The following is a 16,525-nucleotide window of genomic DNA, read 5'->3' on the forward strand; positions in this document are numbered from 1 at the left end:
CGTTAATCAGTATTGCAAAAATGGGGGGACCATAGATTTTTTACGCCTGGTAAACCCGCTTAAAGCCTTCGCGGATTTTGTCTTCCGGCAACTCATCGGCAATAAACACAATCACACTCTCCCGCGCCTCACCCTCGGCCCATTCGGTGTCCCAATCGAACCCGTAGAGCTTGAGCACGCCCTGGAACACCATGCGCCGATCCTCCCCGGCGATGTTGAGCACGCCCTTGTAGCGCAGCAGTTGCTTGCCATGGTCTTCCAGCAGTTCGTTCATGAACTCACTGAGGCGGTCGATATCCAGCGGCTGGTCAGTACGCAGTACCAGGCTGGAAATACGGTCGCTGGACGGCGCCTTGCTCACCGGGCGCAAGCTCATACCGGCGTTAAGGTTGAAGCCGCGCACATCGAGCAGTTCGGCTAACTCAATCTTGCCGTGCTCGACCACACGGATCGGCGCGCGGCGGTTGATGCGTGTGAGGCGTTCACTGAGAGCCTCGAAGGTGGCGTCGTCCACCAGGTCACGCTTGCTCACCAGCAGGCGGTCGGCGAAACCGATCTGCGCCTGGGCGATGGTCTGGGTCAGGTGGTGCTCGGCGTGGGCCGCGTCCACGAGGGTGATGATGCCGTCAAGGATGTAGCGCTCGCGCAGTTCCTCATCGATGAAAAAGGTTTGGGCCACCGGCGCAGGGTCGGCGAGGCCGGTGCACTCGATCACCAGGCGGTCGAAGGCGATCTCGCCGCTGTCCAGGCGTTCGAGCAGCAGGTAGAGGGCCTTGGTCAGGTCGGTGTGGATAGTGCAGCACACGCAGCCGTTGGACAGGGTCATGACTTGCACCGGTTCTTCGCCCAACAGCTGGGTGTCGATACCGGCATCGCTGAATTCATTTTCGATCACGGCGATTTTCAAGCCGTGCTCGGCCTTGAGCAGGTGGCGCAGCAAGGTGGTCTTGCCGGCGCCGAGGAAGCCGCTGAGGACGGTCACTGGAATGGGAGAGGACAAAAAATTCTCCTTGAAGGAACACTGAAACAAATGTGGGAGGGGGCTCGCCCCCGATAGCAGTGTGTCAGGCACTTATCTGTCACTGACGCACCACTATCGGGGGCAAGCCCCCTCCCACAGGAGAGTTACGTTAAATCAACAGCACTTGGGCCCACCCTTGCCACCGTAACGGGCTTCCTGGCGCTCTCGGAAGAACGCCTTGTAGTCCATCATCGGTTTGTCCGGGTGTTTGGTTTGCATATGCTCGACGTAGGTGTCGTAGTCGGGCATGCCGACCATCAGGCGCGCGGCCTGACCGAGGTATTTACCGAGGCGACTGATGTCATTGAACATGGCTGCAATCCTCGATCAAGCGTCCGGTACAGCCTGGAACGGGGCTTCTTTATCCGTACGTTCTTTGTTGCCCCAAGCGGCGACACCGACCTTGAGCGCATAGAACAGGATGCTGAACACCACGAACAGGAACAGCGCCGTCAGCGTTGCGTTGGTGTAGGCGTTCCAGATCACGTGTTGCATCTGGTCGATGCTCTTGGCCGGGGCCAGGATCTGGCCGTTGGCCAGGGCATCGCTGTATTTCTTCGCCAGCGACAGGAAGCCGATCGCCGGGTTGGCGTCGAACAGCTTGATGAAGCCTGCGGTGGTGGTGCAGATCAGCAGCCAGACAGCCGGCAGCATGGTCACCCAGATGTAGCGTTGGCGTTTCATTTTGATCAGCACAACGGTCGCCAGCATCAGCGCGATACCCGCCAGCATCTGGTTGGAGATACCAAACAGCGGCCACAAGGTGTTGATCCCGCCCAGTGGGTCGATCACGCCTTGGTACAGCAGGTAGCCCCACATGGCCACGCAACCGGCAGTCGCGATCAGGTTGGCGGTCCACGATTCGGTGCGTTTGAGCGCCGGTACGAAGGAGCCCAGCAAGTCTTGCAGCATGAAGCGCCCGGCACGGGTACCGGCGTCGACAGCAGTCAGGATGAACAGCGCTTCGAACAGGATCGCAAAGTGGTACCAGAACGCCATGGTGTTTTCACCAGGCAGCACACTGTGCAGGATCTGTGCGATCCCCACCGCGAGAGTCGGCGCACCACCGGCACGGGCCAGGATGGTGGTTTCACCGATGTCATGGGCGACAGCCGACAACGCCTCGGGGGTAATTGCAAAGCCCCAGCTGCTGACGGTTTGCGCCACGGTGACCACGTCGGTGCCGACAATCGCCGCCGGGCTGTTCATGGCGAAATACACGCCAGGCTCGATCACCGAAGCGGCAACCATCGCCATGATGGCCACGAACGACTCCATCAACATGCCGCCATAACCGATGTAGCGGGCGTGGCTTTCACTGGCAAGCAGCTTGGGCGTAGTGCCCGAGGAGATCAGCGCGTGGAAGCCGGAAACCGCACCGCAGGCAATGGTGATGAACAGGAACGGGAACAGGCCGCCCTTCCATACCGGGCCGGTGCCATCGATGAACTGGGTCAGCGCGGGCATTTTCAGGTCGGGCATGGTCACCAGGATGCCGATCGCCAGGGCGATGATGGTGCCGATTTTCAGGAAGGTGGAGAGGTAGTCACGTGGCGCCAGGATCAGCCACACCGGCAGTACCGCGGCGACGAAACCGTAGCCGATCAGCATCCAGGTGATCTGGATCCCGGTGAAGGTGAAGGCCTTGGCCCAGACCGGGTCAGCGGCAATCTGCCCGCCCAGCCAGATCGAACCCAGCAGCAGCAACACGCCGAGGATCGAAATTTCACCGATGCGGCCCGGGCGGATGTAGCGCATGTAGATGCCCATGAACATCGCGATCGGGATGGTCGCCATCACCGTGAAGATACCCCACGGGCTCTCGGCCAGGGCCTTGACCACGATCAGCGCCAGCACCGCGAGGATGATGATCATGATCAGGAAGCAGCCGAACAGCGCGATGGTCCCGGGAATGCGGCCCATCTCTTCGCGAACCATATCTCCCAGGGAACGGCCGTTGCGACGGGTGGACAGGAACAGAACCATGAAGTCCTGCACCGCACCGGCCAGCACCACACCGGCAATCAGCCACAAGGTGCCTGGCAGGTAGCCCATTTGCGCCGCCAATACCGGACCGACCAACGGGCCTGCACCGGCAATCGCCGCAAAGTGGTGACCGAAAAGGATGTGTTTGTTGGTCGGCACATAGTCCAGACCGTCGTTGTTGACCACTGCGGGGGTGGCCCGCCGAGGATCGAGCTGCATCACATTGTTAGCGATGAACAGACTGTAGTAACGGTAAGCAACCAGATAAATGGCCACAGCGGCGACCACGATCCACAAGGCGTTTATCGCCTCGCCGCGGCGCAAGGCCACTACGCCCAGGGCGCACGCTCCTACGATTGCCAGCACCAGCCAGGGTAAGTGGCGTAGCAGGCTATTATTATTTTTCATTTTTATATTCCAGCCAGGGTGGACAGAAAGGACAGCCACCCGGAGTTTAGCGCTACTGGCCTTAAAGGCCACCCCCCTACGTTGGTCTAGAGCCTTCCCAAGGCAAAAAAGCAGAAAAAACAGCCCAGTGATGGCGTACGGCTACAATCCTTCTATCCACAGAGGGTTTCACCATGACCGAGCAAGCGTCTGATCGCCGCCGTTTTCGCCGGATCGCCTTTGATGCCAAGACCAAACTTCAGCAAAACGGCCATGAATGGCCGGTGCAATTGGTGGATTTGTCGCTAAAGGGCCTGTTGGCGCAACGGCCTGAAGATTGGAAGGGAAATATAAAGCTGCCGTTCACCGTCGACATACGCCTGGATCCCGAGGCTCATATAAAGATGCAAGTAGAACTGACCCACGAAGCAAAAGGCCAACTGGGATTTGTGTGCACAAACATCGACCTGGACTCGATCAAACACTTGCGGAGGCTGATCGAGCTGAACCTGGGCGACCAGGAAGAACTTGAGCGGGAGCTGGGCGCGTTGCTGGAAGTGTGATGGCTCAGGGAAACGCCGTACGTGCGGGAAATGCGCTTTCCATGTCCCAGTAGCCCTTTTTCTGACTTGAGGCGCCGTGCCACTGTCCGTCAACAAACCGATAAGTCTGATAACGCGTGGCAAAGTCATCCTCACCGTCGCCCTCCATGAAGGACGACACCTGCAGCAGCTCATCCGCGCCGCCACTGGCTGGCGTCGCTATCATCCACGCAGCCTTGCCCGTCTGTGCCAGGGTCAACGCCTGGGCTTTGCCGTCGGTGCCCTGGTAACTCAGCGGTTTGAGTTGCTGTTTGTCAGGCAGCAACAGTTGCGTGGCGGGCCCGCTGTAACTGCCCATGGGGGCGGTCTGATCGATGGTCAAAAAATACACAGGTTCGGGCAGCCCTTTGAGCGGGGCTTTCTCGACCTGGGCCAACGGGTAGCCGAGGTCTTCGTGAGCTATCACCTCGCCAGAGGCTGATACCAACCGCACCTGGGCTTCGCGCAGCGGGCTGTCGACCAAATCGCCAGGCTCGTCGAACGAGTCTTCATCCAACCCATTGCCCCAACTGTCGCTGTGCAGTTGGGCGCTGATGCGCTGGTCTTCCAGCACCTGCAGCACACTGCCGTCGGGTGTCACCAGTTTCTGCGCCAGCCGATAACCGGTTGGCAGCTCAGCCCACGCCATGGCGGACGAGCCGGCCAGGGCGATAAACAGGGCTACCGCGCCCCAGCGATTCGATCGTTGCATCGCGTCCATCCCTGAGTTATTCGAAAAGTGCATCCAATGCCTGTTCCAGGCGCGTTACTCCGATCACCTGCAACCCTGGCGGCATTTCCTTCGGCGCATTGCCCTTCGGCACAATCGCGCGTTTGAAGCCGTGCTTGGCGGCTTCCTTGAGGCGCTCTTGGCCACTGGGCACCGGGCGCACTTCGCCCGACAGGCCGACTTCGCCAAACACCAGCAAGTCATGGGGCAGCGGCCGGTTGCGCAGGCTGGACATCACCGCCGCCATCAACGCCAGGTCGGATGCGGTTTCCAGCACCTTGACCCCGCCCACCACGTTGAGGAACACGTCCTGGTCATGGGTCGGAATGCCACCATGGCGGTGCAATACCGCCAGCAACATCGCCAGGCGGTTCTGATCCAGGCCCAGGGTGACTCGACGCGGGTTGGCCAAATGGCTGTCATCCACCAGCGCCTGGACTTCCACCAGCATCGGCCGAGTGCCTTCCCACGTCGCCATCACCACACTGCCGGGGACTTCTTCCTGGGCACGGGTGAGAAAAATCGCCGATGGATTGGAGACTTCTTTCAGCCCCCGGTCGGTCATGGCGAACACACCCAGCTCGTTCACCGCGCCAAAGCGGTTCTTCACCGCGCGCAGCAAACGCAGGCGGCCATCGGATTCACCTTCGAAATACAGCACGGTGTCGACCATATGCTCCAGCACGCGTGGCCCGGCCAATGCACCTTCCTTGGTCACGTGGCCAACCAGGAAGATCGCCGTGCCACTCTGCTTGGCATAACGCACCAGCAGCGCCGCACTTTCGCGCACCTGGGACACGCCACCCGGCGCCGATTGCAGTTGTTCGGTGAAAATCGTCTGGATCGAATCGATCACCATGACCTTGGGTTTTTCGATACGGGCCGTGGCGATGATGCTTTCGATGCAGGTTTCCGTCATGACCCGCAGTTGATCCTGGGGCAGGCCCAAACGACGGGCGCGCATGGCCACTTGCTGCTGGGATTCTTCACCCGTGACGTACAGCGCCGGCATGCGGCTGGCGATGCTGCACAGGGTTTGCAGCAGGATCGTCGACTTGCCGATGCCCGGGTCGCCGCCGATCAGCACCACCGAACCATCCACCAGGCCGCCGCCGAGCACACGGTCCAGCTCGCCGGACGCGGTGGAGAAACGCGGAATCTCTTCGACACTGACTTCAGCCAGGGTCTTGATCTGCGCCTGTTGCCCGGTCCAGCCGGCGCGGCCGGTAGGGGCCGAGGCGCCGCCACTTTCGATCATGGTTTCCGTGAGGGTATTCCACGCACCGCACTCGGTGCATTGGCCGGCCCACTTGGGAAAGGTCGCGCCGCACTCCGTGCAGCCGTACATGCGCTTGGCCTTTGCCATTCGAGAACCTCCAACCGAAAAACCGCGATGATAGCTCAGCGCGACGCCGGGGTCCGGATTTCACCGCTGGCCAACCGTGAAGCACTGTTGCCGACCGGGTCTTCGGCGTTGAGATCGGCACCCTTGGCTTTGAGTGCGTCGAGCAACTCGATCCGTTTGAACAGGCCGGCGTACATGGCTGCCGTCTGCCCGGCGCCGTTACGTTGGTCGGGGTTGCAGTCGGTGGCCAGCAGGCGCTGGGCGATTTTCAATTCACCCTTGAAGATCGCCCCCATCAACGCGGTGTTGCCGCGCTTGTCCTGCACACAGGCGTCGGCGCCGGCGGCGAGCAAGCGCTCCACGTAGGCGCTCTCGCCGTGGTAGGCGGCGAGGATCAGCGCGGTGTAGCCCTTGTCGTCCTGGGTGTTGAGGGGGAAACCGGCGTCGATAAAGGTGTTGAGCATGTCGAGGTCGCCACGGCGAGCGGCGTCGAAGTAGTAATCCTGAAGCTGTGCCTTGAGCGCGACCGGGTCGGGGGACTCGGCATGGGCGAAAAAGGCCAGCATGGCCATCAGTAAGCCGATAGAAACACGCATGGGTTCTCTCCTGCCAGAGGTCGACGCCCACAAGGACGTCGACCGAAACCAACGTCAGTCGGTGAGTTTTTCGGCCAGCGCCTTCACGCGAGCCAGGTCACCCTTGGCGACCTTGGCCACGCCGGTACCATATTCCGGGTCGGCTTTGTAGAGGAACGACAGGATGATGTGCTTGCTCTCGTCATCGGTAGTGGCCAGGGAGCCGCCGAAGTTGTCGATCAAGTCCTGACGCTCTTTCTTGCTGTAGGAGCGATACAGGTCACCCGCTTGTTTGAAGTTCTGCTCACGCTGGATCTTCGCCTGCTGGGTGCTGCCCGACAGTGCCGTCTGGCTGTAGCGCGCGGTTTGCGGCTCTTCACGGTTTTCCAGGCGGCTTGGCTGGTAGTTCACGCCGCTGGTGGTTTTGCCGAAGTTCAGCGCGCCGTCCTGGTTCCCGTTGTTGACGGTGACCCGTGGGGCGTTGATCGGCAATTGCAGCGCATTAGCGCCCAGGCGATACATTTGCGTGTCCGCATACGAGAACACCCGGCCTTGCAGCAGGCGGTCTTCCGACGGTTCGATGCCCGGTACCAGGTTGGCCGGGGCCATGGCGACTTGCTCGGTTTCCTGGAAGACATTCGCCGGGTTGCGGTTCAGTACCATCTGCCCGACTTTACGCTCGGGCACATTCGGCCAGATCTTGGTGGCGTCCAGTGGGTCGAAATCAAACTTGGCCAACTCTTCCGGCTTGAGTACCTGCACATACAGGTCCCACTTGGGGAAATCGCCCTTATTGATGTGGGTAACCAAGTCATTGGTCATATGACTGTAGTCACGTCCCTGCACCTCGGTAACTTGCTTGGGATCGAGGTTCTTAATGCCCTGCAGGCTCTTCCAGTGGAACTTGACGTAGTGCACTTCGCCCTTGGCGTTAATCAACTTGTAGGCATGTACGCCATTGCCATCCATTTCCCGATAACTTGCCGGGGTACCGGAGTCGGAATACAACTCGGTGAGTGTACGAGTGGCCTCGGGAACATGGGAGAAGAAGTCGAAACGACGGGAGTCATCGTCCAGGTTAGTGCGTGGGTCCGGCTTGAAGGCGTGGACCATGTCGGGGAACTTGATGGCGTCGCGGATAAAGAACGTCGGGAAGTTGTTGCCCACCAGGTCCCAGTTGCCATCAGCGGTGTAGAACTTGGTGGCGAAACCGCGCGGGTCACGCAAGGTTTCCGGGGAGTGGTTGCCGTGCACCACGGCCGAGAAGCGCACGAACACCGGGGTGGCTTCGCCTGCCGCAAAGACCTTGGCCTTGGTCAGGTCGCTGAGGGTGTCGGTGACGGTAAACGTGCCGTGGGCACCAGTGCCACGGGCATGCACCACGCGCTCGGGGATGCGCTCTCGATCGAAACGCTGCAGCTTCTGGATCAGTTGCACGTCTTGCAGCAGCACTGGGCCATTGGCACCTGCGGTTTGCGAGTTCTGGTTGTCGCCGACGGCGGCGCCGTTATCGCGGGTCAGGTTGGCGGCTTGCACAGAAAGGGAAAGCAGGCTGGCGGTCGCCAGTACCACTGCATGTCGCGCCAGGCCTGGGCCGCGCTTAATGGGGTTCTTCATCGAGGTTTCCTCTGGTTTTTTTAGCGCACATTCAGTTGTGCTTGCCAGAGGCTAGTGACCCGCGAGTCAGAAGATAAATAGAAAAACACCACTAGGGCGATTAAGAAATTAATGTGGTAAGCCACTGAAATGGCGCGTATTTCGCGCGCGATTGGTGGCACTTTGCAAACTATTTGCGTTTTAATGTGTCGATAAAAACCAAGAGTGTGAACAGTTGTGTCAGGCAAGCCCTCCACGACTGACTTACACTGAGCAGCACCCTTCTAATCTGTAACAAGGAATAACCTATGGGCGTGATCAGTGAGTTCAAGGCCTTCGCGGTCAAAGGTAATGTGGTCGACATGGCCGTCGGTATCATCATCGGCGCCGCCTTCGGCAAAATTGTTTCCTCGTTCGTAGGCGACGTGGTGATGCCGCCCATTGGTCTGTTGATCGGTGGCGTAGACTTCGGCGACCTGGCGATAACGCTCAAAGCCGCGCAGGGTGACGTGCCCGCGGTTGTGCTGGCGTACGGCAAGTTCATTCAGAGCGTGATCGACTTTGTGATCGTCGCGTTTGCGATCTTCATGGGTGTGAAGGCCATCAACCGCCTCAAGCGCGAAGAAGCCGTGGCGCCGAGCCTGCCACCGACGCCAACCAAGGAAGAAGTGTTGCTGGGTGAGATCCGTGATCTGCTCAAGGCACAGAACGACAAGCCGCTGTAACCCCATCGACTTGCAGAAAGGCGCCTCGAGGGGCGCCTTTTTTGTTACCAGTAATTCTCCACGGCCACCTGGCCAGGGCGCCGGGACAGGCTCAATTGCATGTCGCGCTGTTTGAGCAATTGGCGGGTGTCGTCGATCATCTGGGGGTTGCCGCAAATCATCACGCGCGAATGCTCCGGGCTCAGCTCGACGCCGGCCGCGCGCTCCAACTCGCCATTCTCGATCAAGGTGGTGATACGCCCATTCAACGCGCCCGGATGCTGCTCACGCGTGACGAGCGGCAGGTAGGTCAGTTTGTGCGCATATTCAGCCAGGTACTCGCGCTCGCCCAAGCCCTGGATAAGCGACTGATAGGCCAGCTCCCTGGCTTCCCGCGCGCTGTACACCAGGATGATGCGCTCGAATTTTTCCCACACCTCGAAGTCCTGCAGGATCGACAGGAACGGCGCCACCCCGGTGCCAGTGCCCAGCAGCCAAAGGTCGCGGCCATCGACGAAACGGTTCAGGGTGAGGAACCCCGTAGCCTGGCGCTCGACCAACAGCGTGTCGCCCACACGCAGGCGACTCAGTTCGCTGGTGAACTCGCCGCCGGGCACAACAATCGAGAAAAAATCCAAGTGCTCATCGAACGGTGAAGACACCACAGAGTAAGCGCGCCATACGGTGCTGCCATCCGCCTTGGTGACCCCCAGGCGCACGAACTGGCCGGCGACAAACCGAAAGCCGGGGTCGCGGGTGGTCCGCAAGGTGAAGAGGCTGGGGGTCAGCGATTGCACGTCGAGCAAGGTCTGGCGGGTAAATTTCTCAGCACTGGCCGTCATGGGGAACTCCGTTCTACAGGTGCCCTAGTGTCCCTCAAAGTCACGCGCGGAAACACCTGCAGTCGGTAGTGACATCCTGAATGCCCCTTGGGGGACCAAAGCTAATGGCACTTTAATTGCTCGTCTAATTATTTCGCTATAACACAACACCGCGCCATTACATTGAAGCGCGGCCCATTTGTTAGTTGGGTGTTACAGGTAGTGCACTGCCCTCGTGAAATGGAAGGGGCAACCTCCATCGAACGCTTGATGGCAAATTAATATTACTGCTGAAACTATCTTTCCCCTCTCCCTACCAAGAAAGAAATTTCCGACATTGATGTAGATCATGTCCTACACTCATTTGCGTGCAGCACTGGGGCTCAGGATGTACCCATGCCGCCGACACGTTATGGAGAGTTACCAATGGTTAACTGGCGAAATACACGGATTCCCAAACTGGAAGGCGAGGACAAGATCACCAGCGTATTTGAAATGGTTATCAACAGAACCCTTGAACTCGGCTTCCAATTCTGTTCCTTCACCATGAGTTCTCAACTACCGACAAACTCAACCAAACCGATTCATCTCAACAACTATCCGAATGAATGGAACCTGCAGTATGACCAGGCCCACTACTTCGAAGTAGACCCGGTCGTCAACCATTGCAAACATTGCGTATTACCCATTGTCAGGGAGGAAAAACTCTTCACCGCCGTGCCAAGCCTGTGGGAACTGGCCCGGTCACAGGGTGTGCATCTGGGGTGGACCCAATCGGTCCACGACTTCCAGGGTGTGTTCAGCATGCTGTCCCTGGGACGCAGCGAGGGCGCAGTCAGCCCGGAAGAACTGTATGAAAAGGCCGGCCATGTCTTGTGGCTCTGCCATGCGATGCACGCGGTTGTCGCACAAAAATTTGCCGACAACCCAAGCATTACCCCGCCCTGCAAATTGACCGAGCGGGAAACGGAAGTCCTCAGATGGTCAGCCCTGGGCAAGACCGCCGCCGACATTGCCGGCATCCTCTGCCTGTCGGAGCGTACGGTGGGTTTTCATATCAGCCGTACGTTCAAGAAACTGGGGGTCAATAACAAGATTGCCGCTGTACTGAGGGCATCAAAAGCCGGGCTGTTTTAACCGCCCCGGAAACGCTGCATGTAATCCTTGCAAAAAATAAGTAACATTTACGACCAACTCTGAGTGTTGATGCCGCCGCCAAGGCGTCGCCTCGCAGTTCACTCAGACGGTTCGACCAGCGCGCCTCACGCCCCCTGCCGAACACCCATCGATTACCCAGAGCCTCCCCTGCCATGCCCCTGCTCGACAGTCCATTCGCCCAGCTCGATCTGATCCGCCAGCCAGAGCAACACAATGATCCGCTGCAGGCCTTCGACGCCGCCGACGAGTACCTGCTCAGTCACTTGGCTGAGCAACAGCCGGGCGCAACGACCCGCGTGCTGGTACTCAACGACAGTTTTGGCGCCCTGGCGGCCAGCCTCGAAGGCCGGGTGCAGGTGACGTCCAGTGGTGATTCGTTTCTTGCCGCCCAGGGCCTGGAGAAAAACCTGGTGCGCAACGGCAAGGCGTTCGACACAGTGAGTTTTGTCCCGGCCAGCCAGGTGCCCATCGGGCCATTCGACCGGGTGCTGATACGCGTCCCGAAAACCCTGGCCTTGCTGGAAGAACAGCTGATTCGCCTGCAAGGCCAACTGGCCCCGGGCGCCGAAGTGGTCGCGGGGGCGATGATCAAGCATCTGCCACGGGCCGCCGGTGAATTGCTGGAACGCTATATCGGACCGATGCACGCTTCACTGGCGGTAAAAAAGGCACGTTTGCTGATCGCAACATTGGCAGACCGCCCGGCAGCGGTGTCGCCCTACCCGACACGCTATACCCTGGAAACACCGCCCATCGAGCTGCTCAACCATGCCAACGTGTTCTGCCGCGAAGGACTGGACATCGGCACCCGTGCGTTCCTGCCCCACTTGCCCAAGGGCCTGGGCGCCGCGCGCGTCGCGGACCTTGGATGCGGCAACGGCGTATTGGCGATTGCCAGCGCCCTGCAAAACCCGCAGGCGCAGTACACCTTGGTGGACGAGTCCTACATGGCCGTGCAATCAGCCGCCGAGAATTGGCAAGCGGCCCTCGGCGCGCGCGCGGTGAGTGTCCATGCCGGCGACGGCCTGGCAGGCCAGGCGCCGGAGTCCCTCGACGTGGTGCTGTGCAACCCGCCGTTCCACCAGCAACAGGTGGTCGGCGACTTCCTCGCCTGGCGCATGTTCCAACAGGCGCGCGAAGCCTTGGTGGCAGGCGGCGCCCTCTATATCGTCGGCAACCGCCATCTGGGCTATCACAGCAAGTTGGCGCGGCTGTTCCGAGGCGTCGAGCAAGTCGCCGCCACACCGAAGTTCGTGATCCTCAAAGCGCGCAAATAAAAAAAGACCCCGCCCCTCCAAAGAGGGAACAGGGTCAAAAAACCGTGCCGCAAGGCAACGGGATGGGATGTCAGTGAGTGGTCAGGCCGGCCGCGCTCATGAACATGCGCATCAGGGTGGCCACGATGAACAGGGCCAGCACGCTGGCGCTCCAGATCATCGCCAACCACCCCAGGCGCCGCCACAACGGCTGTTTCTCGGCCTGTTCAATCTCGTGCAACGAAGGTTTGCCAGACATGGAACGACCCTCCTAGTGATAGCCGTCTTCGTGGGTGACCTTGCCGCGGAACACGTAGTAGCTCCAGAAGGTGTAGCCCAGGATGAACGGAATGATGAACAGCGTACCCACCAGCATGAAGCCCTGGCTTTGCGGCGGTGCAGCCGCATCCCAGATCGATACCGAGGGCGGGATGATATTGGGCCACAGGCTGATCCCCAGGCCGCTGTAGCCAAGGAAGATCAGCACCAGCGTCAGCAGGAACGGCGTGTAGTGCGCATTACGCGCCACGGCGCGGATCAACCCGTACATGGTCACCAGCACCAGGATCGGTACCGGCAGGAACCAGAACAGGTTCGGCAGGGTGAACCAGCGCGAGGCGATTTCCGGGTGCGCCAGCGGCGTCCACAGGCTGACGATCCCAATCACCGCCAGCACCACAAAGGCCAATGGCTGCGCCAGGTTGTGCATCTTCTCCTGCAACGGGCCTTCGGTTTTCATGATCAGCCAGGTGCAGCCGAGCAACGCATAGGCCACGATCAGCGCCACCCCGCAGAACATCGTGAACGGCGTGAGCCAATCCAGCGAGCCGCCGGCAAATTGGCGATTGACCACCGGGATGCCGTCGATAAACGCCCCCAGCGCCACGCCCTGGAAGAAGGTCGCCGCCAGTGAGCCGCCGATAAACGCCTTGTCCCACAGGTGACGCTTGTGGTCCTTGGCCTTGAAGCGAAACTCGAAGGCCACGCCGCGAAAGATCAGCCCGATCAGCATCAGCATCAACGGCAGGTACAGGGCCGACAACACCACCGAGTAGGCCAGCGGGAAGGCGCCGAACAACGCCGCGCCCCCCAGCACCAGCCAGGTTTCGTTACCGTCCCAGACCGGGGCGACGGTGTTCATCATCACGTCACGGTCGGTCTTGCCCGGAATAAACGGGAAGAGGATGCCGATGCCCAGGTCGAAGCCGTCCATGACCACGTACATCATGATGCCGAAGATGATGATCACGGCCCAGATCAGCGGAAGATCAATACCCATCTCAATTCCCCTTGTGCTGGATGTGGGCGTGGTCGTCATCGCCGCCATCATCGGCGGCGGACAATGGACGGGCCGGTGTGCGTTTCTGGCCAGGGCCACCGTGGGTCGGCTCGGTGCTTTCGTGGGTCACAGGGCCTTTGCGTACCAGGCGCATCATGTAGCCCAGGCCTGCGCCGAACAGCGCGAAGTACACCACCACGAACAGCACCAGGGTGATGGTCATCTGCGCCAGGCTATGCCCGGAGGACGCATCCGCCGTGCGCATCAACCCGTAGACGACCCACGGCTGGCGACCGATTTCGGTGGTGAACCAGCCCGCGAGGATCGCGATCAGGCCGGACGGGCCCATCCACAGGGCCAGGTACAGGAACGGCCTGGAGGTGTACATCTTGCCGCCCCGGCGCAGCCAGAGGCTGAACAGCCCGGTGAAGATCATCAGCAAGCCCAGGCCGACCATGACCCGGAACGACCAGAACACAATGGTCGAGTTGGGGCGGTCTTCAGGCGCAAACTCCTTGAGCGCCGGCACCTGTTTGTCCAGGGAGTGGGTCAGGATCAGGCTGCCCAGGTAGGGAATTTCCACCGCGTATTTGGTTTTTTCGGCTTTCATGTCCGGCCAGCCAAACAGGATCAACGGCGTCGGCTCATTGCCGATATTTTCCCAGTGGCCTTCAATCGCGGCGATTTTCGCCGGCTGATGCTTGAGCGTGTTGAGGCCGTGGAAGTCACCGATCACCGCCTGGATAGGCGCCACGATCAGGGCCATCCACATCGCCATCGACAACATGGTGCGGATCGCGGGGGTGTCCTTGCCACGCAACAAATGCCAGGCCGCCGAGGAGCCGACGAAGAAGGCCGTGGCGACAAACGCGGCCGTGGCCATGTGCATCAGGCGGTAGGGGAACGACGGGTTGAAGATCACCGCCAGCCAGTCGGTGGGAATCACGCGGCCGTCGATGATTTCAAAGCCCTGGGGCGTCTGCATCCAGCTGTTGGACGCCAGGATCCAGAAGGTGGAGATCAACGTACCGACCGCCACCATTACCGTGGCGAAGAAGTGCAGCTTGCGCCCCACCTTGTTCCAGCCGAACAGCATCACGCCGAGGAAACCGGCCTCGAGGAAGAAGGCCGTGAGCACTTCGTACGTGAGCAGCGGCCCGGTGACGGAGCCGGCGAAGTCCGAGAAGCGGCTCCAGTTGGTACCGAACTGGTAGGCCATGACCAAGCCGGAGACCACGCCCATGCCGAAGTTGACGGCAAAGATCTTCGACCAGAAGTGGTAGAGGTCACGGTAGGTGTCGTTATGGGTCTTGAGCCACAGACCTTCCAGCACCGCAAGGTAACTGGCCAGGCCAATGGTGATCGCCGGGAACAGGATGTGAAACGAGATGGTGAACGCAAATTGAATTCGGGCGAGATCTAGCGCCTCCAAACCGAACATAAGTCTTCCTCTGTCAGGTAATACCGAATGCTGGCTGGAGGCCGCATCCACTGCCCCCACGGATATGGAGTGTGGCGAATTTCAATTCGTTTCTTTTTTTAACCAACCACGCAGGGATCCTGGCCTTGCGGCCGCCAGAACAAATTCTGAAATGACTTTGATCTGGATCAATCACAGTCAAAAGAGTAGTCCCATTTTCGCGATTGGCCTGTGTGGTCTTTTGCCGCGTGACAGCTTGCCTCAGCCCTCTTCTCGCAACTAATTGTTACAGCTTGATGCTAATCTCACCCTTCCCTCCGGCCTTGACCAGAATTTCCGATGCCCAGTGAACCCGCGTTGCTGTTACGTCACCACCGCCCTTTCATCGCGTTCTGGCTGGCGCGGATCTTCACCGCCAGCGGCTTCCAGATGCTTACCGTGGCCATCGGCTGGAACCTCTACCAACTGACCGGCAACGTACTCGACCTGGGCCTGGTCGGCCTGGTGGAATTCGTCCCACGCGTGCTGTTCATGCTGCACACCGGGCATGTGGCCGACCGCTATGAGCGGCGTAAAGTCGCGGCCATCTGCCAGACCGTGCAGGCGCTGATCGCCTTGTCCCTGGCCATCGGTGGCCTGACTGGCAACGTAACCCGCGAGATGATCTTTATCCTCGCCTTCGTGCTGGGTGCCGCGCGGTCCTTCGAGATGCCCACCACCCAGGCGCTGCTGCCGAGCATCGTGCCCAGCGCGCTGTTTCCGCGCGCCGTGGCTTCGTCACAATCGGCCCAGCAACTGGCGACTATCGTCGCGCCGGCCCTCGGTGGGTTGCTCTACGCCTTTGGCAGCGTGTGGGTGTATGGCCCGACCGTGGTGCTGTACCTGATTGCCTGCGTCTTGACCCTCAACCTGCCCGCCCGCCAGACCCCGCTCAATACAGGCAAGGCAACGTTGGATTCGCTGCTCGCCGGCATCCGCTTTATCCGCAGCCGCCCGGACATCCTCGGCGCGATTTCCCTCGACCTGTTCGCCGTGCTGCTCGGCGGCGCCACTGCGTTGCTGCCGGTGTTTGCCAAGGACATCCTGCTGACCGGCGCCTGGGGCCTGGGCCTGCTACGCTCGGCCCCCGCTGTCGGTGCCTTGCTGATGTCGCTGTGGTTGGCACGGTTTGCGGTGGACCGACAGGTCGGCCGGGTCATGTTTACCGCCGTCGGGGTGTTTGGCGTGGCGACCATTGCCTTCGGCCTCTCCACTTCGTTCTGGTTTTCCCTGGCCGTGCTGGTGGTGCTGGGCGCGGCGGACATGATCAGCATGGTGATCCGCGCCTCCTTTGTGCAACTGGAAACCCCGGATGAAATGCGCGGGCGGGTCAGTGCGGTCAATGGCCTGTTTATTGGCGCCTCGAATCAATTGGGCGAGTTCGAATCCGGGATTACCGCCCACTGGTTCGGCACTGTGCCGGCGGTGGTGATGGGCGGTATCGGCACGTTGGTGGTGACGGGGGTGTGGATCAAACTGTTCCCGACCCTGGCCAATCGCGACCGTATGCATGTGCCGGTGGAAGAGCCCGCTCAAAAAACTACCGCATAACCCATGTGGGAGGGGGCATGGGTATCTACACAACGTTGGCTCAATACTGAGCACCCGACAGACAGGGCAGTTGTGG

Annotated in this window: 16 protein-coding genes; 5 read left to right on the top strand and 11 right to left on the bottom strand. The window is 60.2% G+C overall.

Annotated elements, in window-relative coordinates:
* Positions 1-40: 40 nt before the first annotated feature.
* The 3 genes from yjiA to AB7933_RS29230 form a co-directional block, all read right to left on the bottom strand.
* Positions 41-1,000 carry a GTPase gene (gene yjiA, locus AB7933_RS29220; RefSeq protein ID WP_024077498.1) on the bottom strand — a complete coding sequence of 320 codons (960 nt, stop codon included), beginning with the start codon at positions 998-1,000 and terminating at the stop codon, positions 41-43.
* 135 nt (positions 1,001-1,135) lie between these two features.
* Positions 1,136-1,333, bottom strand: a complete 198-nt coding sequence (locus AB7933_RS29225; RefSeq protein WP_003176208.1) for a YbdD/YjiX family protein — start codon at positions 1,331-1,333, stop codon at positions 1,136-1,138.
* Between the two features lie 15 nt (positions 1,334-1,348).
* Complete coding sequence (locus AB7933_RS29230; RefSeq protein ID WP_024077499.1) at positions 1,349-3,415, bottom strand: carbon starvation CstA family protein; 2,067 nt, start codon at positions 3,413-3,415, stop codon at positions 1,349-1,351.
* Between the two features lie 173 nt (positions 3,416-3,588).
* Between AB7933_RS29230 and AB7933_RS29235 the strand changes: the two genes are divergently transcribed.
* Complete coding sequence (locus tag AB7933_RS29235; protein WP_024077500.1) at positions 3,589-3,957, top strand: PilZ domain-containing protein; 369 nt, start codon at positions 3,589-3,591, stop codon at positions 3,955-3,957.
* A 4-nt stretch (positions 3,958-3,961) separates the two neighbouring features.
* On the opposite strand, the gene AB7933_RS29240 is transcribed toward AB7933_RS29235, so the two are convergent.
* From AB7933_RS29240 to katB, 4 genes are read right to left on the bottom strand one after another with little or no spacing between them, the layout of a single operon-like run.
* Positions 3,962-4,687: a hypothetical protein gene (locus tag AB7933_RS29240; RefSeq protein ID WP_041161303.1), complete on the bottom strand. Its 726-nt coding sequence runs from the start codon at positions 4,685-4,687 to the stop codon at positions 3,962-3,964.
* Between the two features lie 16 nt (positions 4,688-4,703).
* Positions 4,704-6,071 (bottom strand): DNA repair protein RadA, encoded by a 1,368-nt coding sequence (gene radA, locus AB7933_RS29245; protein WP_024077502.1) that lies wholly within the window; start codon positions 6,069-6,071, stop codon positions 4,704-4,706.
* 35 nt (positions 6,072-6,106) lie between these two features.
* Positions 6,107-6,646: an ankyrin repeat domain-containing protein gene (locus AB7933_RS29250; protein WP_024077503.1), complete on the bottom strand. Its 540-nt coding sequence runs from the start codon at positions 6,644-6,646 to the stop codon at positions 6,107-6,109.
* 54 nt (positions 6,647-6,700) lie between these two features.
* On the bottom strand, positions 6,701-8,242 hold the full coding sequence (gene katB, locus AB7933_RS29255; protein WP_024077504.1) for a catalase KatB: 1,542 nt from the start codon (positions 8,240-8,242) through the stop codon (positions 6,701-6,703).
* Positions 8,243-8,529: 287 nt separating this feature from the next.
* Here katB and mscL point away from each other — a divergent pair, with 287 nt between their 5' ends.
* Complete coding sequence (mscL, locus tag AB7933_RS29260; protein ID WP_017737414.1) at positions 8,530-8,946, top strand: large-conductance mechanosensitive channel protein MscL; 417 nt, start codon at positions 8,530-8,532, stop codon at positions 8,944-8,946.
* Positions 8,947-8,990: 44 nt separating this feature from the next.
* Here mscL and AB7933_RS29265 read toward each other — a convergent pair whose 3' ends face one another.
* A complete protein-coding gene (locus AB7933_RS29265) occupies positions 8,991-9,767 on the bottom strand; it encodes a ferredoxin--NADP reductase (protein ID WP_024077505.1) in 777 nt (258 codons plus the stop codon).
* 405 nt (positions 9,768-10,172) lie between these two features.
* On the opposite strand from AB7933_RS29265, the gene AB7933_RS29270 reads away from it, so the two are divergent.
* Positions 10,173-10,883, top strand: a complete 711-nt coding sequence (locus AB7933_RS29270; protein ID WP_024077506.1) for a helix-turn-helix transcriptional regulator — start codon at positions 10,173-10,175, stop codon at positions 10,881-10,883.
* 173 nt (positions 10,884-11,056) lie between these two features.
* Positions 11,057-12,181 carry a methyltransferase gene (locus AB7933_RS29275; protein WP_024077507.1) on the top strand — a complete coding sequence of 375 codons (1,125 nt, stop codon included), beginning with the start codon at positions 11,057-11,059 and terminating at the stop codon, positions 12,179-12,181.
* Between the two features lie 70 nt (positions 12,182-12,251).
* Here AB7933_RS29275 and AB7933_RS29280 read toward each other — a convergent pair whose 3' ends face one another.
* From AB7933_RS29280 to AB7933_RS29290, 3 genes are read right to left on the bottom strand one after another with little or no spacing between them, the layout of a single operon-like run.
* The gene (locus tag AB7933_RS29280; protein WP_024077508.1) at positions 12,252-12,419 is read right to left on the bottom strand and encodes a DUF2474 domain-containing protein; all 168 of its coding nucleotides are present in this window, start codon (positions 12,417-12,419) and stop codon (positions 12,252-12,254) included.
* A 12-nt stretch (positions 12,420-12,431) separates the two neighbouring features.
* On the bottom strand, positions 12,432-13,439 hold the full coding sequence (cydB, locus tag AB7933_RS29285; protein WP_024077509.1) for a cytochrome d ubiquinol oxidase subunit II: 1,008 nt from the start codon (positions 13,437-13,439) through the stop codon (positions 12,432-12,434).
* 1 nt (position 13,440) lies between these two features.
* A complete protein-coding gene (locus tag AB7933_RS29290) occupies positions 13,441-14,880 on the bottom strand; it encodes a cytochrome ubiquinol oxidase subunit I (RefSeq protein ID WP_024077510.1) in 1,440 nt (479 codons plus the stop codon).
* Positions 14,881-15,198: 318 nt separating this feature from the next.
* Between AB7933_RS29290 and AB7933_RS29295 the strand changes: the two genes are divergently transcribed.
* Positions 15,199-16,449: an MFS transporter gene (locus AB7933_RS29295; protein ID WP_024077511.1), complete on the top strand. Its 1,251-nt coding sequence runs from the start codon at positions 15,199-15,201 to the stop codon at positions 16,447-16,449.
* Positions 16,450-16,525: the final 76 nt, after the last annotated feature.

This window comes from Pseudomonas gorinensis, assembly GCF_042015035.1.
Taxonomy (GTDB): domain Bacteria; phylum Pseudomonadota; class Gammaproteobacteria; order Pseudomonadales; family Pseudomonadaceae; genus Aquipseudomonas; species Aquipseudomonas gorinensis.